24 protein-coding genes are annotated in these 23188 nt (G+C 67.0%); 8 read left to right on the plus strand and 16 right to left on the minus strand.

Features of this window, described 5'->3' with window-relative positions; translation table 11 throughout:
- Positions 1 to 15 precede the first annotated feature (15 nt).
- Positions 16 to 1152: a flavodoxin-dependent (E)-4-hydroxy-3-methylbut-2-enyl-diphosphate synthase gene (gene ispG / locus ASF09_RS09090; protein ID WP_060525925.1), complete on the minus strand. Its 1137-nt coding sequence runs from the start codon at positions 1150 to 1152 to the stop codon at positions 16 to 18.
- A gap of 115 nt (positions 1153 to 1267) precedes the next feature.
- On the opposite strand from ispG, the gene ASF09_RS09095 reads away from it, so the two are divergent.
- The 4 genes from ASF09_RS09095 to ASF09_RS09110 all read left to right on the plus strand — a co-directional run bounded on the left by ASF09_RS09095 (position 1268) and on the right by ASF09_RS09110 (position 4935).
- Complete coding sequence (locus ASF09_RS09095; RefSeq protein ID WP_060525926.1) at positions 1268 to 1789, plus strand: DUF1993 domain-containing protein; 522 nt, start codon at positions 1268 to 1270, stop codon at positions 1787 to 1789.
- Between the two features lie 241 nt (positions 1790 to 2030).
- Positions 2031 to 3170: an acyltransferase family protein gene (locus ASF09_RS09100; protein WP_060525927.1), complete on the plus strand. Its 1140-nt coding sequence runs from the start codon at positions 2031 to 2033 to the stop codon at positions 3168 to 3170.
- A complete protein-coding gene (locus ASF09_RS09105; protein WP_060525928.1) occupies positions 3167 to 4087 on the plus strand; it encodes an isoaspartyl peptidase/L-asparaginase family protein in 921 nt (306 codons plus the stop codon). The genes ASF09_RS09100 and ASF09_RS09105 overlap by 4 nt, the downstream gene beginning before the upstream one ends.
- Positions 4084 to 4935, plus strand: coding sequence for a S1/P1 nuclease (locus ASF09_RS09110; RefSeq protein ID WP_060525929.1), 852 nt, complete (start codon positions 4084 to 4086; stop codon positions 4933 to 4935). Before ASF09_RS09105 ends, ASF09_RS09110 begins: the two co-directional genes overlap by 4 nt.
- A gap of 160 nt (positions 4936 to 5095) precedes the next feature.
- Here ASF09_RS09110 and pal read toward each other — a convergent pair whose 3' ends face one another.
- The 6 genes from pal to ASF09_RS09140 all read right to left on the minus strand — a co-directional run bounded on the left by pal (position 5096) and on the right by ASF09_RS09140 (position 10097).
- Positions 5096 to 5623 (minus strand): peptidoglycan-associated lipoprotein Pal, encoded by a 528-nt coding sequence (gene pal, locus ASF09_RS09115; RefSeq protein WP_056053212.1) that lies wholly within the window; start codon positions 5621 to 5623, stop codon positions 5096 to 5098.
- A 51-nt stretch (positions 5624 to 5674) separates the two neighbouring features.
- Complete coding sequence (gene tolB / locus ASF09_RS09120) at positions 5675 to 7048, minus strand: Tol-Pal system beta propeller repeat protein TolB (RefSeq protein ID WP_060525930.1); 1374 nt, start codon at positions 7046 to 7048, stop codon at positions 5675 to 5677.
- Between the two features lie 221 nt (positions 7049 to 7269).
- Positions 7270 to 8316 (minus strand): hypothetical protein, encoded by a 1047-nt coding sequence (locus ASF09_RS09125; RefSeq protein ID WP_060525931.1) that lies wholly within the window; start codon positions 8314 to 8316, stop codon positions 7270 to 7272.
- Positions 8317 to 8329: 13 nt separating this feature from the next.
- The gene (gene tolR, locus ASF09_RS09130) at positions 8330 to 8767 is read right to left on the minus strand and encodes a protein TolR (protein ID WP_056053220.1); all 438 of its coding nucleotides are present in this window, start codon (positions 8765 to 8767) and stop codon (positions 8330 to 8332) included.
- A 182-nt stretch (positions 8768 to 8949) separates the two neighbouring features.
- Positions 8950 to 9642, minus strand: a complete 693-nt coding sequence (gene tolQ / locus ASF09_RS09135; protein ID WP_060525932.1) for a protein TolQ — start codon at positions 9640 to 9642, stop codon at positions 8950 to 8952.
- Positions 9639 to 10097: a YbgC/FadM family acyl-CoA thioesterase gene (locus ASF09_RS09140; protein ID WP_060525933.1), complete on the minus strand. Its 459-nt coding sequence runs from the start codon at positions 10095 to 10097 to the stop codon at positions 9639 to 9641. The genes tolQ and ASF09_RS09140 overlap by 4 nt, the downstream gene beginning before the upstream one ends.
- A gap of 117 nt (positions 10098 to 10214) precedes the next feature.
- On the opposite strand from ASF09_RS09140, the gene ASF09_RS09145 reads away from it, so the two are divergent.
- Positions 10215 to 10619: a VOC family protein gene (locus ASF09_RS09145; RefSeq protein WP_060525934.1), complete on the plus strand. Its 405-nt coding sequence runs from the start codon at positions 10215 to 10217 to the stop codon at positions 10617 to 10619.
- Here ASF09_RS09145 and ASF09_RS09150 read toward each other — a convergent pair whose 3' ends face one another.
- From ASF09_RS09150 to ASF09_RS09160, 3 genes are all read right to left on the minus strand, one after another.
- A complete protein-coding gene (locus ASF09_RS09150; RefSeq protein WP_060525935.1) occupies positions 10620 to 11393 on the minus strand; it encodes a hypothetical protein in 774 nt (257 codons plus the stop codon).
- 442 nt (positions 11394 to 11835) lie between these two features.
- A complete protein-coding gene (locus tag ASF09_RS09155; protein ID WP_235529769.1) occupies positions 11836 to 12855 on the minus strand; it encodes an NAD(P)H-dependent flavin oxidoreductase in 1020 nt (339 codons plus the stop codon).
- A gap of 55 nt (positions 12856 to 12910) precedes the next feature.
- A complete protein-coding gene (locus ASF09_RS09160; protein WP_056054666.1) occupies positions 12911 to 14164 on the minus strand; it encodes an aspartate kinase in 1254 nt (417 codons plus the stop codon).
- 52 nt (positions 14165 to 14216) lie between these two features.
- Here ASF09_RS09160 and ubiG point away from each other — a divergent pair, with 52 nt between their 5' ends.
- Entirely contained in the window at positions 14217 to 14957 is a 741-nt protein-coding gene (ubiG, locus tag ASF09_RS09165; RefSeq protein ID WP_060525936.1) for a bifunctional 2-polyprenyl-6-hydroxyphenol methylase/3-demethylubiquinol 3-O-methyltransferase UbiG, read from the plus strand.
- A 244-nt stretch (positions 14958 to 15201) separates the two neighbouring features.
- Positions 15202 to 16605, plus strand: coding sequence for a glycosyltransferase family 39 protein (locus ASF09_RS09170; RefSeq protein WP_156359301.1), 1404 nt, complete (start codon positions 15202 to 15204; stop codon positions 16603 to 16605).
- Positions 16606 to 16609: 4 nt separating this feature from the next.
- On the opposite strand, the gene ASF09_RS09175 is transcribed toward ASF09_RS09170, so the two are convergent.
- Positions 16610 to 17581: a hypothetical protein gene (locus ASF09_RS09175; RefSeq protein WP_060525938.1), complete on the minus strand. Its 972-nt coding sequence runs from the start codon at positions 17579 to 17581 to the stop codon at positions 16610 to 16612.
- A 176-nt stretch (positions 17582 to 17757) separates the two neighbouring features.
- Between ASF09_RS09175 and ASF09_RS09180 the strand changes: the two genes are divergently transcribed.
- Entirely contained in the window at positions 17758 to 18807 is a 1050-nt protein-coding gene (locus ASF09_RS09180; RefSeq protein ID WP_082444211.1) for a glycosyltransferase, read from the plus strand.
- A 243-nt stretch (positions 18808 to 19050) separates the two neighbouring features.
- Here ASF09_RS09180 and ASF09_RS09185 read toward each other — a convergent pair whose 3' ends face one another.
- The 5 genes from ASF09_RS09185 to pyrE all read right to left on the minus strand — a co-directional run bounded on the left by ASF09_RS09185 (position 19051) and on the right by pyrE (position 23030).
- Positions 19051 to 20130 (minus strand): AI-2E family transporter, encoded by a 1080-nt coding sequence (locus tag ASF09_RS09185; RefSeq protein WP_060525940.1) that lies wholly within the window; start codon positions 20128 to 20130, stop codon positions 19051 to 19053.
- A 1-nt stretch (position 20131) separates the two neighbouring features.
- Entirely contained in the window at positions 20132 to 21139 is a 1008-nt protein-coding gene (lepB, locus tag ASF09_RS09190) for a signal peptidase I (RefSeq protein WP_082444212.1), read from the minus strand.
- Positions 21136 to 21570, minus strand: coding sequence for a holo-ACP synthase (acpS, locus tag ASF09_RS09195; protein ID WP_060525941.1), 435 nt, complete (start codon positions 21568 to 21570; stop codon positions 21136 to 21138). Before acpS ends, lepB begins: the two co-directional genes overlap by 4 nt.
- A gap of 138 nt (positions 21571 to 21708) precedes the next feature.
- Positions 21709 to 22449, minus strand: coding sequence for a pyridoxine 5'-phosphate synthase (locus ASF09_RS09200; RefSeq protein WP_060525942.1), 741 nt, complete (start codon positions 22447 to 22449; stop codon positions 21709 to 21711).
- Positions 22446 to 23030 carry an orotate phosphoribosyltransferase gene (gene pyrE / locus ASF09_RS09205; protein ID WP_056066243.1) on the minus strand — a complete coding sequence of 195 codons (585 nt, stop codon included), beginning with the start codon at positions 23028 to 23030 and terminating at the stop codon, positions 22446 to 22448. Before pyrE ends, ASF09_RS09200 begins: the two co-directional genes overlap by 4 nt.
- Positions 23031 to 23188 lie beyond the last annotated feature (158 nt).

The raw sequence follows: 23188 nt of genomic DNA on the forward strand, positions 1-23188 counted from the left end.
AAACCCGAAAGCCCATTATTCCGCGGCCACAGGCACCAGTGCAGCCATCGCCTCGTCCGCCGCCTCGATCTCAGCCGCCTTCGCCTCGACCAAGCGGACGATGTGGTCGACCATGTCGGCGTCCTGGACGTGGTGGTCGGTGACGCCCGACAGATACACCATGTGCTTGCCGTTGCCGCCGCCGGTGATGCCGATATCGGTCTCGCGCGCTTCGCCCGGACCGTTTACGACGCAGCCGAGCACGGACAGCGACATCGGCGTGCGGATATGCTGCAACCGCTCCTCGAGCGCCTGCACGGTGCGGATCACGTCAAAGCCTTGGCGCGCGCACGATGGGCACGAGACGACGCGGACGCCGCGGTTGCGGATGCCGAGCGCCTTGAGGATCTCGAAACCGACGCGGACTTCCTCCTCCGGTTCGGCGGATAGGGACACGCGGATCGTGTCGCCGATGCCGTACCAGAGCAGGCTGCCCATTCCGATCGCCGACTTGACCGTGCCGCCGACGAACCCGCCCGCCTCGGTGATGCCGAGATGCAGCGGGCAATCGACCTGTTCGGCGAGCTGCTGATACGCCGCCACCGCGAGGAACAGGTCGGAAGCCTTCACCGCGACCTTGAACTCGTGAAAATCATGGTCCTGCAACAGCTTGATATGATCGAGCGCCGACTCGACCAGCGCATCGGGGCAAGGCTCGCCGTATTTCTCGAGCAGGTGCCGCTCGAGCGAGCCACCGTTGACGCCGATCCGGATCGCGCAGCCATTGGACTTGGCCGCGTCGACGACCTCCTTCACGCGCGCCGCCGAGCCGATATTGCCCGGGTTGATGCGCAGGCACGCCGCGCCCGCATCGGCGGCTTCGAGTGCGCGCTTGTAGTGGAAATGAATGTCCGCGACGATCGGCACGCGGCTCGCGCGGACGATCTGCTTCAGTGCGGCGGTCGATTCGACGTCGGGGCAGCTGACGCGGATGATGTCGACGCCCGCGTCTTCGCAGCGCCGGATCTGGTCGACCGTCGCGCGCACGTCGTCGGTTGGCGTGTTGGTCATCGTCTGCACCGTGACCGGTGCATCGCCGCCGACGGGGACGTTGCCGACCATGATCTGGCGGCTCTTGCGGCGGGTGATATCGCGCCAGGGACGAATGGACATGGAGATTCCTCGGGAGTTCGAGGCCTATATAGCGACTTGCACGCTGGAACGGAACATCGCTGGCCGGAGTAGCGATCGTCGGCCATAGCGGCGCACGGCTTTAGGAGCGAACGCGATGACCCTGTCCCTGTACGATGCGACGATTCCCTCGAACCTCCAGATTCTCCGCGCGGTCGACGCGCTGCTCGACAAGGCGGAAGCGTTCGCTGCCGAGAAGGGTATCGAACCCGCGACGCTAATCGATGCGAAGCTCGCCGACGACATGCTGCCCTTCGGCTATCAGGTGAAGGCCTGCGCCGGACATTCGGTCGGCGGGATCGAAGGCGTCCGCGCCGGTACCTTCGCGCCCGATCGCTCGGCTTGGCCGACCGATTTCGCGGGTCTCCACAAGGTGATGCGCGACGCGATCGCCACGCTGGAGGGGATCGACCGCGATACGTTCGACGCGCTTGCCGACAACGACACCACCTTCGAGTTCGGCACGTTCGTCATGCCGTTCACCGGCGCGAACTTCCTGCTCTCGTTCTCGCAGCCAAACTTCTACTTTCACGCCAGCACCGCCTACGCAATCCTGCGCGCGCAAGGCGTACCGATCGGCAAGCGCGACTTCATGGGCACCCCGCGCATGAAGGCGTGAACCGACTGGAACGCAGGTACCCGGATTAAGCGATCCTCCCCCGCCAGGGCGGAGGTGGCACCGAAGGTGACGGAGGGGGCGGTAAGGGCAGCCTCTGTTCCGTGTCCTCCCCCTCCGTCTGGCAAGGGCCAGCCACCTCCCTCTGGCGGGGGAGGATTTCAGAGAGACACCGGTCCGTCCCGAACACCACCTCACCGGTCGCACGCTTGCGGCACTGCCCCCCGCCCCGTAGGGCCGCGCGATGACGCGGCATTATGGCATGGACTGGCTGCGGATCGGGGCGTTCGCGCTGCTGATCCTCTACCATATCGGCATGGTCTTCGTGCCGTGGAACTTCCATGTGAAGTCGCTCCATGTCGAGGACTGGGTGCGGCTGCCGATGCTGGCGAGCAACGCGTGGCGGCTGACATTGTTGTTCGTCGTCTCGGGCTATGCCAGCCGCGCGCTGCTCAACCGGTCGAGCGGCACAGGCGGATTCTTCGCCAATCGCTGCTACCGCCTGCTGGTGCCGCTGCTGTTCGGCATGGCGGTGATCGTGCCGCCGCAACCCTGGGTAGAGCTGGTCACCAAGCACGCCTATGCCGGCAGCTATCTGACGTTCTGGAGCCACGACTATTTCCGCTTCGGCAAGCTCGCCGGGCTGTCGCTGCCGACGTGGAACCACCTTTGGTTCGTCGTCTACCTCTGGGTCTACACGAGTGTTTTGACGCTCGGGCTGGTCGTTGTTCGCGGCGACTGGCTGCAACGCGCGTTCGACTGGGTCTTCGGCAGCCGGGCGGTGCTCGTCCTCCCCGTCGCGTGGCTCGTGTTCGTCCACGCATGGTGGTTCCAGATGGCCGCCGAGAGCCAGGCTTTGTTCGGTGACTGGGTCGCGCACGTCACCTATTTCCCTGCCTTCCTGTTCGGCTTCGGCCTCGCTCGCTCAGAGCCCGTAATGGCGGCGATGGCGCGCTGGTGGAAGATCGGCGCGATCGCCGCAGTGCTCGGTTATGTCGCGATCATCGGCGTCGAGCTCGAATGGCCCGGCGACATCGTCGCGCCGCGCTGGATCTATCCCGGCTACGGCATCGCGCACGCACTCGAGCAATGGGGCGCGATCGTCGCGCTGATCGGGATCGCCGAGCGCCACTGGAACCGCGATCACCGCTGGCGCCGCACGCTGACCGAGGCGGTGTTCCCGTTCTACCTGATCCACCAGACGATCATCGTCCTCGTGATGTACGCGCTGCTCCCCGCCGGCCTGCCGGGCTGGGCGGAGTTCGCATGCCTGCTCGCCGCGACGACGATCGGCTGCATCGCCTTCTACTGGATCGGCCGCAGCATCGCGCCGCTCCGTCCCCTCATCGGCCTCCGCGCCCTACCCTCGAAAGACTCAGCATGACCTGGACCCTCGTCATCCACGGCGGCGCCGGCAAACTCGACAGCGAAATGGTCTCGCCCGAACAGGACGCGGGCGCGCGGGCCGGCCTGTCGCGCGCGCTAGACGTCGGGTCGAAGGTGCTGGCGGACGGCGGCAGCGCGCTCGACGCGGTCGAGGCGGCGGTTCGTACCCTGGAGGACGACCCGCACTTCAATTCGGGGCGCGGCGCGGTCTTCACGCATTACGGCACGCTGGAGCTCGACGCCGCGATCATGGACGGGCGCACGCGGGCGGCGGGGGCCGTTGCCGCAGCCACCGCCACGCGCAACCCCGTCGGCCTAGCCCGCGCGATCCTAGACGACGGCCGCCACGTCTTCCTCGCCGGCAAGGGCGCGGATGCGTTCTCGCTCGAACGCGACCTTCCCCAGGCGGATGCCGCGTGGTTCGCGACCGACGAACGTCGCCGGCAATTCGCCGAGTTCCAGGCCGATGGCGGCGGGTTCGACGTCGACATGAAATACGGCACGGTCGGCGCGGTCGCGTGCGACACGCACGGCCACGTCGCCGCCGCCACCTCGACCGGCGGCGTCACCGGCAAGCGCTGGGGCCGGATCGGTGACACGCCTGTGATCGGCGCGGGGACATTCGCCGACGATCGCGCCTGTGCGGTATCTTGCACCGGCTCGGGCGAGTTCTTCCTCCGCGTCGGCGTTGGTCATGAGATCGCCGCGCGCGTCCGCCTGTCGGGCGAATCGCTACAAGTCGCCGCCGACAGGGTGCTCGCCGAAGTGAAGGCGCTTGGCGGCACTGGCGGGGTGATCGTCGCGGGGCCGGACGGCGACATTGCGTGGGGGTTCAACACCGTCGGCATGTACCGCGGACGTGCGTCGTCCGAGGGTAGCCGGACCGTCGCGATCTACGCTAACGAGCCGGCATGAAGCGCTTTCTCCTTGCCGCGATTGCCTCGCTCGGCCTCGCCTCCCCCGCCACCGCGTTCTGGGAGTATGGCCACCAGACCGTCGCGCAGATCGCCTACGCCAACGTCACGCCTAAGACCAAGGCCGCGATCCGCCGGCTGCTCGCGCAACAGGCGTTGCTCGGCACGCCCGAATGCCCGGCCGGCACGATTGAGGAGGCGAGCGTCTGGGCGGACTGCATCAAGCCGCTCAAGACCGCCGACGGCAAATCGCGTTTCGGCTTTGCATATAACTGGCATTTCCAGGACGCCGACGTTTGCGCGCCGTTCGACGTCACCGAGTCGTGCAAAGACGGCAATTGCGTCTCGGTCCAGATCGACCGCGACGTGAAACTGCTCCGTGACCGCGCCACTTTGCCGAAGGACCGCGTCCAGGCGCTAGCGTTCCTGATCCACTTCGTCGGCGATCTGCATCAGCCGCTCCATGCGGGCGATCGGCATGACAAAGGTGGCAACGACGTGAAGGCGGATTACGGGATCTATGGTCCGGCGCGGTTCAATCTGCATTCGATCTGGGACGGCCCGCTCGCTGAGCGCGCGATCTCGACGCCGCCGTCGCTTATAAGGCGCTATCCGGCGGCCGAGCGGGCGAAGGTTGGGGCTGGGACGGTTACCGACTGGAGCCGGGAGAGCTACGAAGCCGCGCATACGGCGTATGCTGCGGCGCTGGGCGGGGATGCGTGCGGTACGGTGCCGGCGCGGGTAAAAATGGACGACGCGACGATCGCCAAGATGGTGCCGGTGTCGCGAGAAGAAGTCCGCCGCGGGGGTATTCGCCTGGCGAAGCTGCTCGACAAGGCGCTGGGCTAAAACCCCTCTCCCCTCCGGGGAGAGGGAGGGGCCCGCGTGCCCTTGCACGTGGGAGGGCGAGGGGGCGTGAGGCTCGGGACACCCGCGCCAACAGCCTCTCACCCTCCCGTCGCAAGAGCTCCTCCTTCCCTCTCCCCGGAGGGAAGAGGGACAAGTCAGATCAGTTCAGCACCACCGTGACCGCGCGGCGGTTGGCCGCCCAGCTCTGGTCGTCCGAGCCCAGCGCCACCGGGCGTTCCTTGCCGTAGCTGATCGTCGTCATCCGCGACGCCGACACGCCCTTGGCGGCCAGATAGTTCTTGGTCGCGTTCGCCCGACGATCGCCGAGCGCGAGGTTATACTCGCGCGTGCCGCGCTCGTCGGCATGGCCTTCGATCGTGATCCGCTGGTTCGGGAACTTGGCGAGCCACTGCGCCTGGCTATCCAGGATCGCGCGCGCGGTCGGATCGATATCGTACATGTCGAGCCCGAAATTCACCGTGTTCGAGCTGACCGAGCGCTGGAAATCGGCATCCGACCCCGGCACGATCGCGCCGCCGACATTGCCGTTGTTCTGGCCCGCATTGGGATCGACAGCGGCGTTGTTGTCGACCGGTGCGGGCGGCAGCACGGCAGGACGCTTCTTTGCGCAACCCGAAACGGCGATCAACGCGGTACATGCGAGCAAGATGTTGGAAAGCTTCGACATAGACAGTCTCCCGTAGAAAATCATATTCCCCGTTACGTCCCCATAGCAGGTTCAGGGCCGCAAGGGGCCCCATGCCGGATCCGAGCCGTCGAGCGGCGTCGGGATCTTGCGCTCGTTGACGCCGGTCAGGTCGACGGACCAGAGGTCCGCCTTGCCGCCGCTGCCGCGTCCCGAGCGGTAGAAGTTGATCACGCGGCCGTTCGGCGACCAGCTCGGCCCCTCGTCCTGCCAGTCGTTGGTGAGCAATTTCTCGCCGCCGCCGCTCGGGCTCATGATGCCGATCCGGAACCCGCCGCCGAGCTTGGTGAACGCGATCAGGTCGCCGCGCGGGCTCCACACCGGCGTCGCATACCGCCCACCGCCGAAGCTGATCCGCTGCTGGTTCGAGCCGTCCGCGTTCATCACGTAGATCTGCTGCCCGCCCGAGCGATCGCTCTCGAACACGATCTTCGAGCCGTCCGGCGAGTAACTGCCGCCGGTATCGATCCCGGGAGAGTTGGTCAGGCGTTGTGGGGTCCCCCCTTGCGACGACACGCGGTAGACGTCGGTATTGCCGCCCTGCGCCATCGAGAACAGGATGTTGCGACCGTCCGGCGAGAAGCGCGGCGCAAACGTCAGGTTCGCGTTCGCGACCACCAGCCGTTGTTTGCCCGAGCCGATATCGTAGACATAGATCGCCGGGCGATTGTTGAGATAGCTCATATAGACGATCGACTGCTGGTTCGGCGCGAACCGCGGCGTCAGCACGATCGACTGGCCGTTGGTCAGGAAGCGGTGATTGGCGCCGTCCTGATCCATGATCGCGAGCCGCTTGATGCGGTGGCCCTTGGGGCCGGTCTCGGACACGTAGACGACGCGGCTATCGAAATAGGCGCCCTCGCCGGTCAGGCGGGTGTAGACCATGTCGGCGCACTTATGCCCTGCGCGACGCCAGTCCGACGGCGGCACGACGAAGCCAGTGCGCGTCAGCTCGGCTTTCGACGACACGTCGTAGAGGTAGCAGCCGACCGTCAGATTGCCGTCGCCGTTGGCGCGGATGAAGCCCTGCACCAGCGCCTGCGCGCCGGTGCTGCCCCAGTAATCGAACCCGGGTGCCGTGACTTCGGGGAAGGTGATCGGGCGGAGCTGGCCGGGCGACAGCGGCGTGAACAGGCCGGAGTTGCGGAGGTCGTTGGTGACGATGTCAGCGAGCTGGCGACCGAGTACGTCGGTCGAGCCTGCTGGGGTGGAAACGACCGCGGACGTCGGCATGACGGGAATCGCGATCGGCATCGGTGCGGAGATACCGCCGGTGACGTCGACCACGAGGCCACCGGACTGATCGCCTGCCGGGGCTGGGGCGGCTGGATCGGCGGGGGCTTGCTGTGGCGCTGGAGCGGGTGCGTCCTGCGCGTTGGCGGCACCGCAAGAGACGAACGCGAGCAACCCAACCGATGCGAGAACCGATCGAGCCTTACGCCCACCCAACACAACCTCCACCCCGGCGAAGGCCGGGGCCCAATTGGGGGACGCCGCTGAGGAAGCGGTGCGCATCATTACGTTGGCCGTCCCAATTGGGCCCCGGCCTACGCCGGGGTGGTATTCTTCAATCGGGGTTGGGCGCGAAGGGAAAAACCCCAGGATCGATCGAGTCATAACGGACATCCTCAGCCGGGAAGTTTGTAGCGCAGGCTGAAATTGCTCCAGCCGTTCTGCACGTCATACAGGTCGTCGGGCAAACCGCGTAGCGGCGAACACCCGACGAAGGTCGCGATCGCCAGATCGTCGACGCGGTCGACATAGCGCCGGTTGTCGTCGTCGACGCCGGCATGACCACTGATCGTCGGCCGCGACTTCAGCGTGCCGTCGCGGTTGAGCCGCAGGTTGATCGTCACGCGGATCCGCTCGGCGCCGGGTCCAGGCGTGACCTGGCGGTTCGCGCAGGGCTGCACCTGGCGCAGGATCGCTGACCCGATGTTCGCCGCCGCCTGCGCGCCGAGCTTGGCCGCCTTGGGCGCTTCCGACTTGCTTGGCGACGGATCGGCCGACAGACCCTTGAGGAAATTGTCGCCGAGCCGCGAACCGCGTGGCCGCGAGGTCTTGGCCTCGGCGGTCGAGCCGCTGCCCTTGGTCGAGGACGGCTTGGCGGGCTTGGCTGCACTAGAAGACGACTTTGCAGCAGAGTCCTTCGACTTCGTCGCGGTCTTCGCAGGTGCCGATTTCTCCGGCGCGGGCTTGGTCGGCTTGGCCTTGGCGGGCACCGGCTTTGGCTTCTCGGCCGGCTTAGGCACCGGTGCCGGCTTGGCGGTGGGCTTTGGTGGCGCAGGCTTGGGTTTAGGCTGCGGCTTGGGTTTAGGCTGCGGCTTGGGCTCGGGTTTTGGTTCGGGTGCCGGCTGCGGCTTGGGCTTCGGCGGTGCGGGCTTCGGCGCAGGTGGCACGGGATCGGGCTTCGGCTCGGGCTCGGCCTCTTGCGGGGCCGGCGGCGCGGCATCCTCGGGAGCGCCCTCGTCCGGCGCGACCGACTCGGCCGGCGTCTCCGCCGATTGCGGCGCGGTCGCCTCGAGCGCGACGTCGGGGACGAGGCTCACGTCGATCGGCTGCTGCTGGATCTTCGGCGGTTCGGGCGCGCTGAGAAAGCTAAGCGACAGCAAGCCGAACAGCACGACATGCCCGACGACGGCAACGCCTAAGCCGATCTTCTCCGAACGATCCATCAGGCCAGCGCCATCAGTTCTGATTACCCTCGACGGTCACCAGCGCGACGCGGTTCAGCCCAGCGCGGTTGAGTTCGCCCATCACGCGCATCACGCGCCCGTAATCGAGCTTCCGGTCCGCGCGCAGCAACACCTGCGGTTCGTCGCCGACCGCTCGGCTGGCGGCGATCGCGGCCAACCGCACCGGCAACGCGTCGTCGGTCACCTGATCCTTGTCGATGAACAGCGCGCCGGTGCCATCCATCGAGATCTCGACGGGCTTCTGCTCCTGGTCGAGCGCCTTCGCACGCGCGTCGGGGAGGTTCACCGGAACGCCCGCGGTCATCAACGGCGCGGTCACCATGAAGATGATCAGCAGCACCAGCATCACGTCGACCAGCGGCGTGACGTTGATGTCCGCCATTGGCGCGCGGCGACCGCGGCCACGGGAAGAAGGAAGGTTCATCGCCATCTAAAATCCTCCCCGCAAGCGGGGAGGGGGACCAGCGAAGCTGGTGGTGGGGGCGTGCGTCATATGCTGTGGTGCGTAGAGGGCCTCGTTCCAAGGGCGCTGCGCTGCGGGGAGAACCCCCTCCACCACGCCACTGCGCGTCGCGGTCCCCCTCCCCGTGCCGGGGAGGATTTGCGTCGCGCTCATCGCGACCCGTCCAATTGGCGCGAGAGGGTGGTATGGAAACCGTCGGCGAAGCGGTTGAGGCTCGCCTCGATCCGATTGATGCCGTGTGAGAACCGGTTGTACGCGATCACCGCGGGAATAGCCGCGAACAGGCCGATCGCCGTAGCGAACAACGCCTCCGCGATCCCCGGCGCGACCACCGCGAGCGACGTGTTCTGCGCCGCCGCGATGCTGGTGAAGCTCCGCATGATCCCCCACACCGTGCCGAACAGCCCGACGAACGGCGCGACCGAGCCGACCGTTGCCAGCACGTTGAGCCGGTCCGACAGCTTGTCGATCTCGCCAGCGACGGCTGCGCCCATGGTGGTCGCCAGCCGCTCGCGCGTACCGCTCTTGTCGATCGTGCCGCCCGCGGTCGAGCGCCGCCACTCGGTGACGCCGGCCGCGAACACGCGCGCCGACGGTAGGTCGTTCTCGCCCTCCGCCTTGTAGAAGACGTCGATATCCTCGGCCTTCCAGAAGTCGCGCTCGAACCGGGTCATGCCTTTCCGCGTCTTGCCGATCCGCCGCCAGAACGCGACGATCAGCGCCCAGGTCCAGATGCTGGCGAGCAGCAGCCCGATCATCACGCCCTTCACCACCCAGTCGGCCTGGAGGAACAAGTGGATCGGCGACAGCGTCGCGCTCTCCATAGTCAACACCGGATTCATGCTTCCCCCTGCCAGACTAGGCGTTCGTAGATATCGATCCAGGCGCGTGGCTGGCGGCGTGGGCGACCATTGGGAGCGACCAACGCCGCCACAACATCCGCCTCGGCCAAGACAAGCCCGTCGCGCATGACTCTCTGATGAATGGCGACGCCAGCGGCGCGTACCTGCGTCATCCGCGAGACGACGACGAGCGCGTCGTCGAGCCGCGCCGGTGCGGCATAGCGGATGGTCACGTTGGCGATCGCGTAGGAGCCTTCGCCTGCCTCGAACGTCGCGCGCTGGTCGATCCCGCCGAGCCGCAACATGTCCGACCGTGCGCGCTCCATGTAGCGCAGATAATTGGCGTGATAAACCGCACCCGACAGGTCGGTGTCCTCGAAATAGACGCGCACCGGAAACCGGTGCTCGCGCCCTTCGAAGCGGCCTTCCGCCGGACGATCTGAAACTTCAGCCATTGCCGCGGCTGTTAACCCAGTCTTTGCCACGAAGCCAACCATTGCCTTCATCATGTCGGCACTGGCCGGGGGCGAATCATGCGCCTAGTCTCGACTCCTCGAACGCAGGAGACTCGCATGGCCGATCGTCCCACTCGCGGTATCACGCCTTTTCTGGTCATCCGCGGCAAGCGCGCACACGAAGCACTCGCCTTCTACGAAGCCGCGTTCGCCGCGACGGTCGTCGAGACCAACGTCGCAGATGACGGCGTCCGGCTGATGCAGGCGAGCCTCCGAATCAACGACGGCTGGTTGATGCTGGGCGACGAGTTTCCCGAATGGCGCGGCCACGACGAACCCGAGCCCGCCGGTATCACGCTGCACCTGCAGGTCGACGATGCGGATGGCTGGGTGGAGCGCGCGGCGACGGCTGGCGCGATCGTGACGATGCCCGTCGCCGACCAGTTCTGGGGCGATCGATACGGCCAAGTGCGCGATCCGTTCGGCCATAGCTGGTCGCTCGGATCGCCGCTCAAGACCTGATTACTGGAAGACGCTGGGATCCAGCTTCAGCCGTGGCTGCGATGGCGGTACCGGCTGCGAGATCGGCTGGAGACGCGCCTGCGTGATCGTCTGGACGGTCATGTTCGACGCGTATTGCCGCGAAGCCAGCACTGGCCGCGGTTGCTGCGCATACACCGGTGCCGGGGTACCCCGACCACGCCAAGCATCGAACGCACGGTAGAAATCGGTGAACGGCCGTTCGAGCGTCGGCAGTTGCTGCGCCGCGAACGCGGGCATCGCCTCTGCCGTCACACCAGCGCTCTGCGCCAGCACGGTGCTCGCCGCCGCGCAGAAATCGTCGCGCGCGGGCGACTGCGAGAAGAAGTTATACAGCCGCGTCATCGCATCGTCGTAGCGATCCTGCCAATCGCGGCCGCCCGACTTCCACTCGCTGGCATAGGTCGCCTCGGCCTTGGCGAGCACCGGCTTCTGCGCCGACAGCATCGCATTGTAGCTGGCGATGATCGCGCCTTCCTGCGGTCCGCGGCAGGCGAGCGCGGCGACGTTGAGCGCGGCACGCAGGTGCCAGACCTTGGCGGCCGGGGTCAGGTTGCGATTCGGCGTGGGATAGGTGCCATCGGGCAACGCGACTGGGATCACCATGGTCGGCGACGCACCCTTCGGCATTGCCGGCGCGGCGACCGGTGCCGCGACCACCGGCGGCGCAACGACGGCGACCGTCTTGGGCTTCGGCGCGCACCCCGCCACCAAGGCGAGTGCGGTAAATGAAAGCAACGCAAACCGACGACTCATCGCAACCACCTCGTGATGTCCCCCGACGGGACATGTCTGGCATGGGGAAGGTTAACGATGCGTAAGCCGTACGCGATTTGCGGCGAGTGGAGATGGGTGGGGTTGGGAGTTTCAAGATTGCCAGAAGGTCGCGCCCTGCCACGGATCACTTCCACCCCGGCGGAGGCCGGGCCCAATTGGAAAGGTTGCAGTAACGGACCGCGACCTTAGTCGGCGATGTCCCCCAACTGGGCCCCGGCCTCCGCCGGGGTGGTGCTGGATGCAGGCAACGAACCCAAGATCACCGTATACAGAAGACGCTATCCCTCACGATCCTCCCCCGCCAGGGGGAGGTGGCGCCGCAGGCGACGGAGGGGGAGGACACGGAACAGAGGTTGGCGCCTGCCGCCCCCTCCGTCAGGCAAGAGCCTGCCACCTCCCCCTTGCGGGGGAGGATCAGGCGTTAAACCGCGCGCGCCTCTAGCGCCGCCGCTGCCTGCGCCATCAGGCCGCCGATGATGTCCGCGACCGGCTCCTCGCGCTTGACCATGCCGACCGACTGGCCCGCCATCACCGAGCCATGCTCGACATCGCCGTCGATCACCGCGCGGCGCAGCGCACCTGCCCAGTAATGCTCGATCTGCAACTGCGCCTCGGCCATTTCCACGCGGCCACCATCGAGATGCCCGGCAACCTCGCGCTGCTTCGCCGTGAACAGCTCGCTCGACGCGTTCTTCAGCGCACGCACCGGGATGACGGGAAGCCGCGCATCGATCTGCACGCTGGCGATCGCGTCGCGCGCCGACGCCCGGATGAACGCCTTCTTGAAATTGGCGTGCGCGATCGATTCGGTCGCGCAGACGAACAGCGTGCCGAGCTGGACGCCCGCCGCACCCATGTCGAGATACCCCGCGATCGCCTCACCGCGACCGATCCCGCCCGCGACGAACACGGGAACCTGCTCGGCGATCTCTGGCAGCATTTCCTGCGCGAGCACGCTGGTCGAGACCGGGCCTATATGCCCGCCGGCCTCCATCCCCTCGATCACCAGCGCATCGACACCCGAGCGGATCAGTTTCTTCGCCAGCGCCAGCGCGGGCGAGAACGCGATCAGCTTGGCGCCCGTCTCCTTGATCGCCTCGATGCTGCCCTTTGGCGGCAGGCCACCCGCGAGCACGACGTGGCCGACCTTGTGCTTGGCGCAGACCGCGATCAACTCGAACAGGTCGGGGTGCATGGTGATCAGGTTCACGCCGAACGGCTTGTCCGTCATCGCCTTGGTCGCGGCGATCTCGGTATCGAGCAGCGCGGGCGTCATCGCGCCGCACGCGATCACGCCGAACCCGCCCGCGTTCGAAATCGCCGACACGAGGTGACGCTCGCTCACCCACGACATCGCGCCGCCGAGAATAGCGACCTCCGACCCGAGGAACGCGGCGCCGCGCGCCATCCGGCGTTGCAGCCGCTCAGTACCGATCGTCATGCATCCATCCCCGTCGTCCCGACGCCTGCCGGGATCATGTCGTTATGTATCAAGCTCAAGCCGCATCCTCGGCATCGAGCCCGTACGCCGTGTGCAGCACGCGCACCGCGAGCTCGGTATAATCCTCTTCGATCAGCACGCTGACCTTGATCTCCGACGTCGCGATCGCCTGGATGTTGATGCCGCGCTCGCCAAGCGTGGTGAACATCGTCGAGGCGACGCCGGCATGGCTGCGCATGCCGACACCAACGACGGACACTTTGGCGACGCGCGTGTCGTGGACGATCGTCGCATAGCCGATCGCGTCCTTCGCCTTGTCGAGCACGTCGAGCGAGCGCGCCAGATCCGCCGCCGGCACCGTGAACGTCACGTCGGTCGACCCGGTCGAATGCGCGACGTTCTGCACGATCATGTCCACGTTGATCCCCGCATCGGCGAGCGGCGCGAAGATCGCGGCGACCGAGCCCGGCCGATCGCTGACCTGCGTCAGGGTGATCTTCGCCTCGTTTTTGTCGTGCGCGATGCCGGTGATGAGCTGGCGTTCCATATCGTCGATTTCCTCTTCGCCCACGATCAACGTGCCGCGGTGTCCGTCATTGGTATCGCCGTCTTCGAACGAAGACAGCACGCGTACCCGCACATTCTCTTTCATCGCCAAGCCTACAGACCTAGTCTGCAACACCTTGGCACCGACGCTGGCAAGTTCCAGCATCTCTTCGTACGTGACCTTGCTCAGCTTCCGCGCGCGAGGCACGATCCTGGGGTCGGTCGTGTAGACGCCGTCGACGTCGGTATAGATGTCGCAGCGGTCGGCCTTCATCGCCGCCGCCATCGCCACCGCCGACGTATCCGAGCCGCCGCGACCCAACGTCGTGACGCGCTGACCATCCGCGACGCCCTGGAAGCCGGGAATCACGGCGACGACGCCGTCCGCGAGGCTCGCGTCGAGCGCGGCCGTGTCGATCTCGCCGATGCGGGCCGAGCCGTGCGCGTCCGACGTGTTGATCGGCAACTGCCAGCCGAGCCAGCTCCGTGCCTTGCAGCCCGCCGCCTGGAGCGCGATCGCGAGCAGGCCACTCGTGATCTGCTCGCCGGCCGAGACGACGACGTCATATTCCTTCGCGTCGTACAGCGACGACGCCTCGCGGCAGAAGCCGACCAGCCGATCGGTCTCGCCGGCCATCGCGGAGACGACGACGGCGACCTGGTTGCCGGCGTCGACTTCGCGCTTCACGCGCGCGGCGACGTTGCGGATACGCTCGATCCCAGCCATCGACGTCCCGCCGAATTTCATCACGATACGGGCCATTGGCAGCGCAAATCCCTTTGGGTCGAAGCGGCGGCCCTGATAGGTAGCGCGCATGATACTGGCAAGCGACACGCACAATAACGCAACAATCGATCCGCGCGAGGCCGCGCATTTCGGCACCATGGCAAAGGACTGGTGGGATCCGAAGGGCTCGTCGGCCCCGCTCCACAAGCTGAACCCGCCGCGGTTGCGCTACATCCGCGAGCAGGTCGACGCGCATTGGGGGGGCGATGGTTCGACCTTCACGCCGCTGGCGGGGAAGACCGCGCTCGACGTGGGGTGTGGTGCGGGGTTGCTGTGCGAACCACTCGCCCGGCTTGGCGCAGAGGTTACGGGGATCGATGCGGCGCCCGAGAATATCGCGGTGGCGGAGATCCATGCGGCGCAGAGTGGTCTTGCGATCGACTACCGGGCGGGGGGCGTCGAGGGGCTGGTCGGGCAGTTCGATCTGGTCACCAGCCTCGAGGTAATCGAGCATGTCAGCGATCCCGCCGGCTTCGTGCGGGGCTTGGCGCGGACGTTGGCGGAGGGTGGATTGCTGATCCTCTCGACGCCCAACCGTACGCCGCTGTCGCGGCTGGCGATGATCACCGTGGCTGAGGGTGCTGGAGTCATTCCCAAGGGCACGCACGACTGGAACAAGTTCCTGACGCCTGAGGAATTGACCGCGCTGCTGAAGGATGCGGGGCTTCGCGTGACGGACACGCGGGGGCTGAGCTTCTCGCCGGCGACTGGCTTCACGCTCAGCGATTCGACGAGCCTCGATTATTTCCTGACCGCCGTCAAAGCCTGACCTTGCCCCCTTTCACACCACCCCGGCGAAGGCCGGGGCCCAATTGGGAAAGCCGCAGTAACGGAGTGCCATCCTCAACCATGACCGTCCCCCAATTGGGCCCCGGCCTCCGCCGGGGTGGTCGCGAGCAGGGTGGGGCCAAGTAATGGAGGACACCGCTCTCCAAAATTGTTCACCCGCGAAGGCGGGTGCCCAGACTGGACACCCGCCTTCGCGGGTCAACATGCTTTTGGCGGTCGCAGCCATGGCCGCGATTTTCATCACCCTCGCCCTCCTCCACCCGGTCGACCACGACGAGAGCCAGTACGTCGCCGCCGCCGCGCTGACCGCGCAGGGCCTGCTCCCGTACAGGGACTTCGCCTACCTCCAGACACCGCTCCAGCCCTACCTCTTCGCGCCAATCGCGCTCCTAGCCGGAACCTGGACCTGGCCAGCGCTCCGCATCGTCAACGCGCTGCTCGGCGTCGCGACGATCGCCTGCGTCCACACCGCCGCCCGAACCCTCGGCGCGAAACCCAAAGCCGCGCTCGCCTGCGCCGCGCTGTTCGCGGCCTGCGACATTCTCCTCTTCAGCATCGGTACCGCGCGCAACGATGCGCTCCCCGCCGCACTGCTCGCCGCCGCGCTATCGCTGATCGCACGCGCGGAAACCCGTGATGCGACGCGAGACCGGGCGCTGCTGATCGGGCTACTTCTGGCCAGTGCCGCCGCCGCCAAGATCTCCTACGCGTTCCCCGCGCTCGCCTATGGGCTGTACGCGCTGATCCACCGCCGCCACCGCCCAGGCGCGATCCTGCTCGGCACGCTGCCGGTGATCGTCTTCGTCGCATGGAGCTACACGACGAGCCCCGCCGGCTTCGTGTTCGGGACGCTGACCTTCCCGGCGCGCGGCCCCGCCGAATATTACGCGTCCCGGCCCTGGAAGATGTCGCTCCCCGCCAAGGCGATCGACACGCTCAAATTCCTCGCGCTCGGTGCGGCGCTGCCCGCGCTGATCCTGGTCGCCCGAGACGCAAGCCGCCGCCGCGCAATCGGGCTGTTCGAGGCGCTCATCCTCGCCGGGCTCGTAGCCGCCCTGCTGCCGTTCCCGACCTGGCGGCAGTACCTGCTTCCCGTCCTGCCCGCGCTGTTCGTCCGGCTCTCGCTGATCACGCGCCTTGGCCGATCGTGGCGAGTCGCACTCGGTGTCTTCGCGATTGCCGGACTCGCGCCGTCGATCGCAGCCTTGGCCAGCCCGGACGGACTATCGCTAGCCCAGGCGCTGCGCGAAGGCCGCGCGCTCGGCCGGGCCCTCGATCGACGCGGGATCGGCGGTACGATCGCGACATTGTCTCCGCAGATGCTGCCCGCCGCGAACCGCTTGCCCGACCCGGTCTTCGCCACCGGCCCGTTCTATTTCCGCAGCACAAGCCTGCTCGATCCGCGACAGGAGCGCACGCTCCATCTGATGTCACGTGCGCGTGCGCGCGTGACGAACGCACCGATCCTCACCGGCGGCGAAGCCGCGGACACCAGCGGCGACGCCAGTCTCGATCATGCGCTCGCCGCCTGGACAATTCGCAGCGGCTATCGATCGGTCGCGGTTCCCGGCACGCGCTTCACGCTCTACGTGCCGCCCGCCGCATCGCCGAACCCAGCCCTGCGATAGCCCCTCAAGCCCCGTGATCGCGCCCGCGATCGCTTGCCCTGCCGACAGTCGGTCGCATCGCGATCGCATGCGCGGCGAACGCGACGATCAGCGCGACATGCACGAGCAGGGTCAGCGCCGCGGTGAAGGCGACCAGTTCGGACAGGGCCTGATCCTGGCCGATCAGCAGAATCGCGGCATTGGCGAACAGCAGGTCCTTGTTGGGCACCAGCGGCAGCCGCGACACGAGCAACCGCCCGGCAGCGAGAAACATCCACATGCCGATCGACACGCCAGGCAACGCGAAATGCCAGGCGAGCGCGATCAGCAAGGACCCGAGCAACAGCCGGATGCAATGGACCGAGAACACCCACCACAACAGCGGCCGCGCGAGCGAGAACACCCGCCGCGAGAAGATCAGGAAGGGCAGGGATATCACCAGCGTGACGCCCGCCGATGCCAGCACCGCGCGAAACTGATCGTGAGTCAGCAGGTCGCGTCCGAACGGCAGCGCGATCGCCACCAGCAGCAACGTCACCGCATTGCCCGCGATCGCCGACAGGATCGAGACATCCTTGACCGCCCCGAACGGCGACGCGACCATCTGCGCCTTCGCCCGCGCCCAGGCGTAGAAATACGCATCGCCCGAATAGCCGAACACGACTTCGTTCGCGATCCGCTTCTTGATCAGTGCGACCAGCCCGCCGATCGGAATCTCCCAGAGCCGCCGAAAGATCACATAGTCGCCGGTCGGCGACGCCATGTAGAGCAGCACGAAACACAGATAGAAGCGGGGATCGGCGGGCACCGAGCGGCCGAGCCCCGCCAGGCCATGCCCGAACAACTCGCGCGCCAACCCGACGATCATCGCGCCCGTCAGCACCGCGCCGATGATCGCCGGCCAGCGGCTGCGGACCGTCTTCAGCGGTTCCAGCCCGACATTCGAGACGTCGGCATAACCGGCAGGATCGGCCGCAATCGGCGGTCGCGTCGTCAATCGCTTGTCCTCACGCCATGTCTGCAAGGGTCGCACGGTGCACCAGCCATTGCCGGTGTCGGGTCGAGACAATAGCCTTTAGCCGCCGGTCGTGCACGTAAAGTCGGTTTCATTCGGTCGCGATCTCCGCTCTACCAATCGTGCATTATGATGACTCCCATGTTTCAGTGTTGTGTATGTCGCCGGTCGCCCAGCACATCCTGACCTATGCCGAGGACCTCCGCGGCGGCGGGGTCGAGCGCGCGCAACTGCGCCTCGCGCGCGGCTGGCTCGCGGCGGGGCGGCGCGTGACGCTGGCGATCGAGGATATCTCCGGGCCGCTGGCGGCGGAACTGCCCGCGGGACTGGAGATCGTTTCGCCGCTTCGGTTGCTGACGTTGCCGAATGTCGTGCGGCGTTTGTCGCCGGACGTGATCTTCTGCCCCGGCAATTTCTATACCTGGAGCGCGGCGTGGACGAGGCTGCGGCTGGGCAAGGCTTGCCCGCCGATCGTCGCGAAGATGTCGAACGCCCCGACGCGCGCCGATCATGGGCGGCTGATGCACGCGGCGCACCAGCTCTGGCTGGCGCGGCACGGCGGGTTCCTTGATCACCTCGTCGCGATGACGCCTGCGACCGCGGACGAGGCGGCGCTGGCGACCCGGATGGTCGGGCGGACGAGCGTCATTCCGAACCCGCCGGCGGTGGCGATTCCGGGCGCGCTGCCCGATCTGCCGGCGCGCTTCATTCTCGGGGTAGGGCGCCTCGAACCGCAGAAGCGCTGGGACCGCCTGATCGCCGCGCTGCCGCTGCTGGCGGACCAAGCGATACCGCTCGTTCTTCTTGGTGACGGTAGCGAGCGGAGGGCGATTGAAGCGCAAATCCGTGCGCTCGGTTTGCAGGATCGCGTGCTCCTGCTCGGCCACAGCAGCGATCCGCTCCCGGTGATGGCCCGCGCGGCGGTACTGGTGCTGACGTCGGAATACGAAGGCGTACCGGGGGTTTTGCGCGAGGCGTTGTCGGTCGGAACGCCGGTGATCTCGACCGACTCGAGCGCAGCGGTGGCGGAGATCGTTGATCGTCCCGACCGTGGGACGGTGGTCGCGAGAGACGACGCGGCTGCGTTGATCGCGGCGTTGGATGCATGGCTAGCGCCGACTACGCAGCGACCGGCGCCAGTACCGCAACCCGGTGCAGACTCAGCGGAGCGCTACCTTGCTCTCTTCGACCAATTGTTAAGGCGGTAACTTCCTGCTCGTCTCTGTTCCGTGAATAGCTGACCGGCCCCACCTTATTCCGTGGTACCGACCCCCCGTTCCGTCATCCCCGCGGACGCGGGGACCCATATTGGCAAACCTCGGAGGATATGGGTCCCCGCGTCCGCGGGGATGACGGATTGTGAGCTCTATCTCACCACCATTGTAGAACGAGGGTGCTTACCCACCGGAGGTCAGTACGGTTGCGCGTGCCGACCGGACGAGTAACGCCACTCACGCAGTAGCAGCCACACCCTCGTCAGCCTCGGCCTTCTCCTCTTCCCGCTCAGACCGACGCTCCAGCGCAGTCTTCAACATCGCGGTCATCGGATCGGCCAGCGCCAGCCCCAGGATCCCAAACAGCGCGCTCGCCAGGATCTGCGTGCCCAGCGTCAACGCCGGCGGCAAATCGACCGTGCGCTTGGCGACCATCGGCACGATCACATAGCCGTCGATCGTCTGCACCACGAGGTACGTGCCGATCGCCCAATAGCCCGTATCGACCCCCGCGCTGAACCCGACCGCGACCATCAGCACGCCGGTCACGATCGCGCCGACATTGGGGATGAACGCCAGGATGCCCGCAATGATGCCGAGCAGCATCGCCATCGGTACGCCGCCGACCGCCAGCGCGATGCCGCTCGCGACACCCTCGACCGCCATCCCGAGCAGGCGCCCGGCGAGCAACCGCCGCAATGTCGCGCCCATCTTGACCAAAGTCCTGGCGAACTCGGGGCGGAGATCGAGCGGCACCATCCACTGGAGCCCGCGCGAGTACGTCCCCGGGTCCATCGCGATGAACAGCCCGAGGATCAGGATCATGAACATGCTGGTGATCGCGCCGATCGCGCTGCCCACCCACGACGTCACGCGCCCGACCGAGCCGAGCGCCTGCTTGACGATCCCGTTGACGTCCGACGCGCCCGGCATCAGCCCCTGCGAGGTCAGATAGCCCGTGAAGCGATTGGCCTGCGATTCCAGGGTCGAGCGCAGCTGCGTCACCTGCTCGGTCACCTGCACCCCGGTCAGCACGAACGTGCCGACGAGGAACGCGAAGGTCAGCAGCACGACGATCAGCAACCGCCAGCCACGCCCGATCGGCAGCACCCGCCCGAGCAGCCGCACGCCGCCATCGAGCAAGGCCGCGAACACGACGCCGGCAAAGATGATCAGCAACGGCTGCACCAGCACGATCAGCAGCGCGATCACGCAGGCGAGTCCGAGCCAGATCGCCGCGCGCTTCAGTTCCTTGCGCAGGAACGGATCGCGCATCTCGACCGGGCTCAGTTCGTCGACCGTCTTCGTCTCGGCCATCTCAGTTCGCCTTGGCGGGATGGAGCGAGGTGCCCGCGCGATCCGGGCGCAGCGAACTCCACCAGCTCAGCGGACTGAACGTCGCATCGCCGTCGAGGCTGAAGGTGATGAACTCCGCACGGCCGCCGAGATTCTCGTACGGCACCGGCCCGCCGAGCCCGAGCTGGCTCAGCGCGAACCGGCTGTCGGCCGAGCGATCGCGGTTGTCGCCCATCAGGAAGACGTGGTTCGCGGGGATCGTAACTTCCGCGAAATTGTCGCCCTGGCTGTCGGACTCCAGATCGATCGTCTCGTAACGGCGACCATTGGGCAGCGTCTCGGTATAGGTCGGCAAGCGGCACATCTCGCGCCCGTCGGGCAGCGTCTCGCGCGCGCCGGGATAGTCGATCTCGCTGCACGGGCTGTTGGTGTCGACCGGGATCAGCGTGTCGTGCAGCGGGCCGCGCTTCACCGCGACGCCGTTCAGGAACACGATCCCGCCGCGCACGGCGAGCTTGTCGCCCGGCAGGCCGATGACGCGCTTGATATAGTCGTTGTGCGTGCCCGGCGGCGTCACGATCACCACGTCGCCGCGCGTCGGCAGCGAGCCGAACAGCCGGCCGTGGATGAACGGCAGCGACACGCTCCAGCTGTCTTCCTGCTGGCGCAACACGACGCCCTTGAAGATCGCGACCGGGTTGGGGATCGTCGGCGACACGAACGACCAGCCATACGCGAACTTGGTCACCACCAGCCGGTCGCCGATGCGCAGGCCCGGCAGCATCGACTCGCTAGGGATATAGAAGGGCTTGGCGATGAAGCTGTGGAAGCCGAGCACGACCAGGATCAGCCAGAAGATGCCCTTCACCTCCCCCCACCAGTCGGTGCCGCGGCGGCGGCCAGTCTCGGAACCAGTTTCCGGTGCGGTGCCGGCCGGTGGCGCGGTATCGGCCGCGCTGGTCTGCGCAAGGGGGGTCTGCGCGAGGGGCTTTTCGGGGAACTCGTTGCCGTCCAACGCCGCGTCCTTCATCGATTCGTATCCTGGCGCATGTCCGGGGATATCAGAGGTATAGCTTCGATGATCACGAAGGCCTGCGCCCACGGATGATCATCCGTCATCGTCAAATGCACGCGCGCGGCGTGGCCTTCAGGGGTCAACGCGTCAAGCCTCGCTTTGGCGCCCCCGGTCAACGCCAGCGTCGGCGCACCGCTGGGGGCGTTGACCACGCCGATATCGCGCATGAACACGCCTGCCCGAAACCCGGTCCCGACCGCCTTCGAAAACGCCTCCTTGGCCGCGAACCGCTTCGCCAGCGTGTCGGCCTTGGTAAAAGGCCGCCGCGCCGCCTTCGCCCGCTCGACATCGGTAAACACCCGCTGCTCGAACCGATCGCCGAACCGCGCGACGGACGCCGCGATCCGCTCGATGTTACACAGGTCCGACCCGAGCCCGATGATCACGAGGCGGCCTGGAGTCGGAAGACAGATTTGGTTCTCGCGAAGGCGCGAAGGCGCGAAGAGAACAAGAAGGGAAGCGAGCTATGGGCTCTCTCCTTTCTCTTCGCGCCTTTGCGCCTTTGCGTGAACAAATTCTGAAAGCTATCGCGCCGCATCCATAGCCTCACGCATCAGCCGAACCGCCTCGCCAAGCCCGACGAACAGCGCCTCGCCAACCAGGAAGTGCCCGATATTCAGCTCCCGAACCTGCCGGATAGCCGCGATCGGTGCGACGTTGTCATAGGTCAGCCCGTGGCCCGCATGCACCTCGATGCCGTTCTTCGCCGCCAACGCCGCCGCGTCGCTCAGCCGCCGCAGCTCGACCGTCCGCGCCTCGCCCGACAATTCCGCATACAGCCCGGTGTGCAGCTCCACCACCGGCACCTTGAGCCGGACCGCCGCCTCGATCTGCCTCGCGTCGGGCTCGATGAACAGCGACACGCGGATGCCCGCCCCCGCCAGCGCGTCGACCAGCCGCGCCATCCGGTCGTAATGCCCGGCGACGTCGAGCCCGCCTTCGGTGGTAAGTTCCTCGCGCTTTTCCGGCACGATGCACGCCGCGTGTGGCTTGTGACGAAGCGCGATACCGAGCATTTCGTCGGTCGCCGCCATCTCCAGGTTGAGCGGGATCGTCAGCTCGGCCGACAGACGCGCGATGTCGTCATCCGTAATGTGCCGGCGATCCTCCCGCAGATGCGCGGTGATCCCGTCCGCCCCCGCCGCCGCCGCGACCAGCGCCGCACGCACCGGATCAGGATACCCCGCCCCCCGCGCATTCCGCACTGTCGCGACGTGGTCGATGTTCACCCCAAGGCGCAGGTGGTCGTTGCCAAGGGGGCTCATGCCGCCGCCCGACTTCCAGGCTTGATGGCCGGGATCGCGGCGAGTTCACGCGGCAACGCATCCGCCGGGTAGGTCGGCACGTCGAGCCGGATCAGCGGGAAGAACGGAACGCCCAGGTCCGCCGTCCCGTTCGAGCGATCGACCAGCGCCGCCGCCGCGACCGTCACGCCGCCCGCGCGCCCGATCGCCGCGATCGCCTCGCGCGACGACAGCCCGGTGGTGACGACGTCTTCCATCATCAGCACGCGCTGGCCGGGCGCGAGCCGGAACCCGCGGCGGAGCTCGAACACGCCGTCGGGCCGCTCGAGGAATACCGCCTCGACACCCAGCGCGCGGCCCATCTCGTGGCCGGCGATCACGCCACCCATCGCCGGCGAGACCACGATATCGATCTGCGCCCGCAACTCGGCCGGGATCGACGCGACGAGCGCCTCCGACAGCCGGGCGCCCCGCGCCGGATCCATCAACACCCGCGCGCATTGCAGATAGCGCGAACTGCGCAGGCCCGAGGACAGGATGAAATGCCCTTCGAGCAACGCTTCGGCAGCGCGGAATTCGGCGAGCACGTCGTCTTCGGTCATCGCGGGTCATCGCTCCAAATGGTCTGCCGCGCTGATACGAGCGCGCGAAACCACGTGCAACGACTACCGGTGCTTCAGGCATCACACGTCACCTACCCCGTCATCCTGACGAAAGTCAGGATCCAGAGCCAGGCACGTCGACCGTCGTTACTCTGGAT

This window comes from Sphingomonas sp. Leaf242 (assembly GCF_001422045.1).
In the GTDB taxonomy this organism is placed as follows: Bacteria; Pseudomonadota; Alphaproteobacteria; order Sphingomonadales; family Sphingomonadaceae; genus Sphingomonas.

What these genes read in the sequence shown, in the direction of transcription:
- ispG (WP_060525925.1), bottom strand. Translation starts at nt 1,152, where the DNA reads ATGTCCATTCGTCCCTGGCGCGATATCACCCGCCGCAAGAGCCGCCAG.
- ASF09_RS09095 (WP_060525926.1), top strand. Translation starts at nt 1,268, where the DNA reads ATGACCCTGTCCCTGTACGATGCGACGATTCCCTCGAACCTCCAGATT.
- ASF09_RS09100 (WP_060525927.1), top strand. Translation starts at nt 2,031, where the DNA reads ATGACGCGGCATTATGGCATGGACTGGCTGCGGATCGGGGCGTTCGCG.
- ASF09_RS09105 (WP_060525928.1), top strand. Translation starts at nt 3,167, where the DNA reads ATGACCTGGACCCTCGTCATCCACGGCGGCGCCGGCAAACTCGACAGC.
- ASF09_RS09110 (WP_060525929.1), top strand. Translation starts at nt 4,084, where the DNA reads ATGAAGCGCTTTCTCCTTGCCGCGATTGCCTCGCTCGGCCTCGCCTCC.
- pal (WP_056053212.1), bottom strand. Translation starts at nt 5,623, where the DNA reads ATGTCGAAGCTTTCCAACATCTTGCTCGCATGTACCGCGTTGATCGCC.
- ASF09_RS09125 (WP_060525931.1), bottom strand. Translation starts at nt 8,316, where the DNA reads ATGGATCGTTCGGAGAAGATCGGCTTAGGCGTTGCCGTCGTCGGGCAT.
- tolR (WP_056053220.1), bottom strand. Translation starts at nt 8,767, where the DNA reads ATGGCGATGAACCTTCCTTCTTCCCGTGGCCGCGGTCGCCGCGCGCCA.
- tolQ (WP_060525932.1), bottom strand. Translation starts at nt 9,642, where the DNA reads ATGAATCCGGTGTTGACTATGGAGAGCGCGACGCTGTCGCCGATCCAC.
- ASF09_RS09140 (WP_060525933.1), bottom strand. Translation starts at nt 10,097, where the DNA reads ATGGCTGAAGTTTCAGATCGTCCGGCGGAAGGCCGCTTCGAAGGGCGC.
- ASF09_RS09145 (WP_060525934.1), top strand. Translation starts at nt 10,215, where the DNA reads ATGGCCGATCGTCCCACTCGCGGTATCACGCCTTTTCTGGTCATCCGC.
- ASF09_RS09150 (WP_060525935.1), bottom strand. Translation starts at nt 11,393, where the DNA reads ATGAGTCGTCGGTTTGCGTTGCTTTCATTTACCGCACTCGCCTTGGTG.
- ASF09_RS09155 (WP_235529769.1), bottom strand. Translation starts at nt 12,855, where the DNA reads ATGACGATCGGTACTGAGCGGCTGCAACGCCGGATGGCGCGCGGCGCC.
- ASF09_RS09160 (WP_056054666.1), bottom strand. Translation starts at nt 14,164, where the DNA reads ATGGCCCGTATCGTGATGAAATTCGGCGGGACGTCGATGGCTGGGATC.
- ubiG (WP_060525936.1), top strand. Translation starts at nt 14,217, where the DNA reads ATGATACTGGCAAGCGACACGCACAATAACGCAACAATCGATCCGCGC.
- ASF09_RS09170 (WP_156359301.1), top strand. Translation starts at nt 15,202, where the DNA reads ATGGCCGCGATTTTCATCACCCTCGCCCTCCTCCACCCGGTCGACCAC.
- ASF09_RS09180 (WP_082444211.1), top strand. Translation starts at nt 17,758, where the DNA reads ATGTCGCCGGTCGCCCAGCACATCCTGACCTATGCCGAGGACCTCCGC.
- ASF09_RS09185 (WP_060525940.1), bottom strand. Translation starts at nt 20,130, where the DNA reads ATGGCCGAGACGAAGACGGTCGACGAACTGAGCCCGGTCGAGATGCGC.
- lepB (WP_082444212.1), bottom strand. Translation starts at nt 21,139, where the DNA reads ATGAAGGACGCGGCGTTGGACGGCAACGAGTTCCCCGAAAAGCCCCTC.
- ASF09_RS09200 (WP_060525942.1), bottom strand. Translation starts at nt 22,449, where the DNA reads ATGAGCCCCCTTGGCAACGACCACCTGCGCCTTGGGGTGAACATCGAC.
- pyrE (WP_056066243.1), bottom strand. Translation starts at nt 23,030, where the DNA reads ATGACCGAAGACGACGTGCTCGCCGAATTCCGCGCTGCCGAAGCGTTG.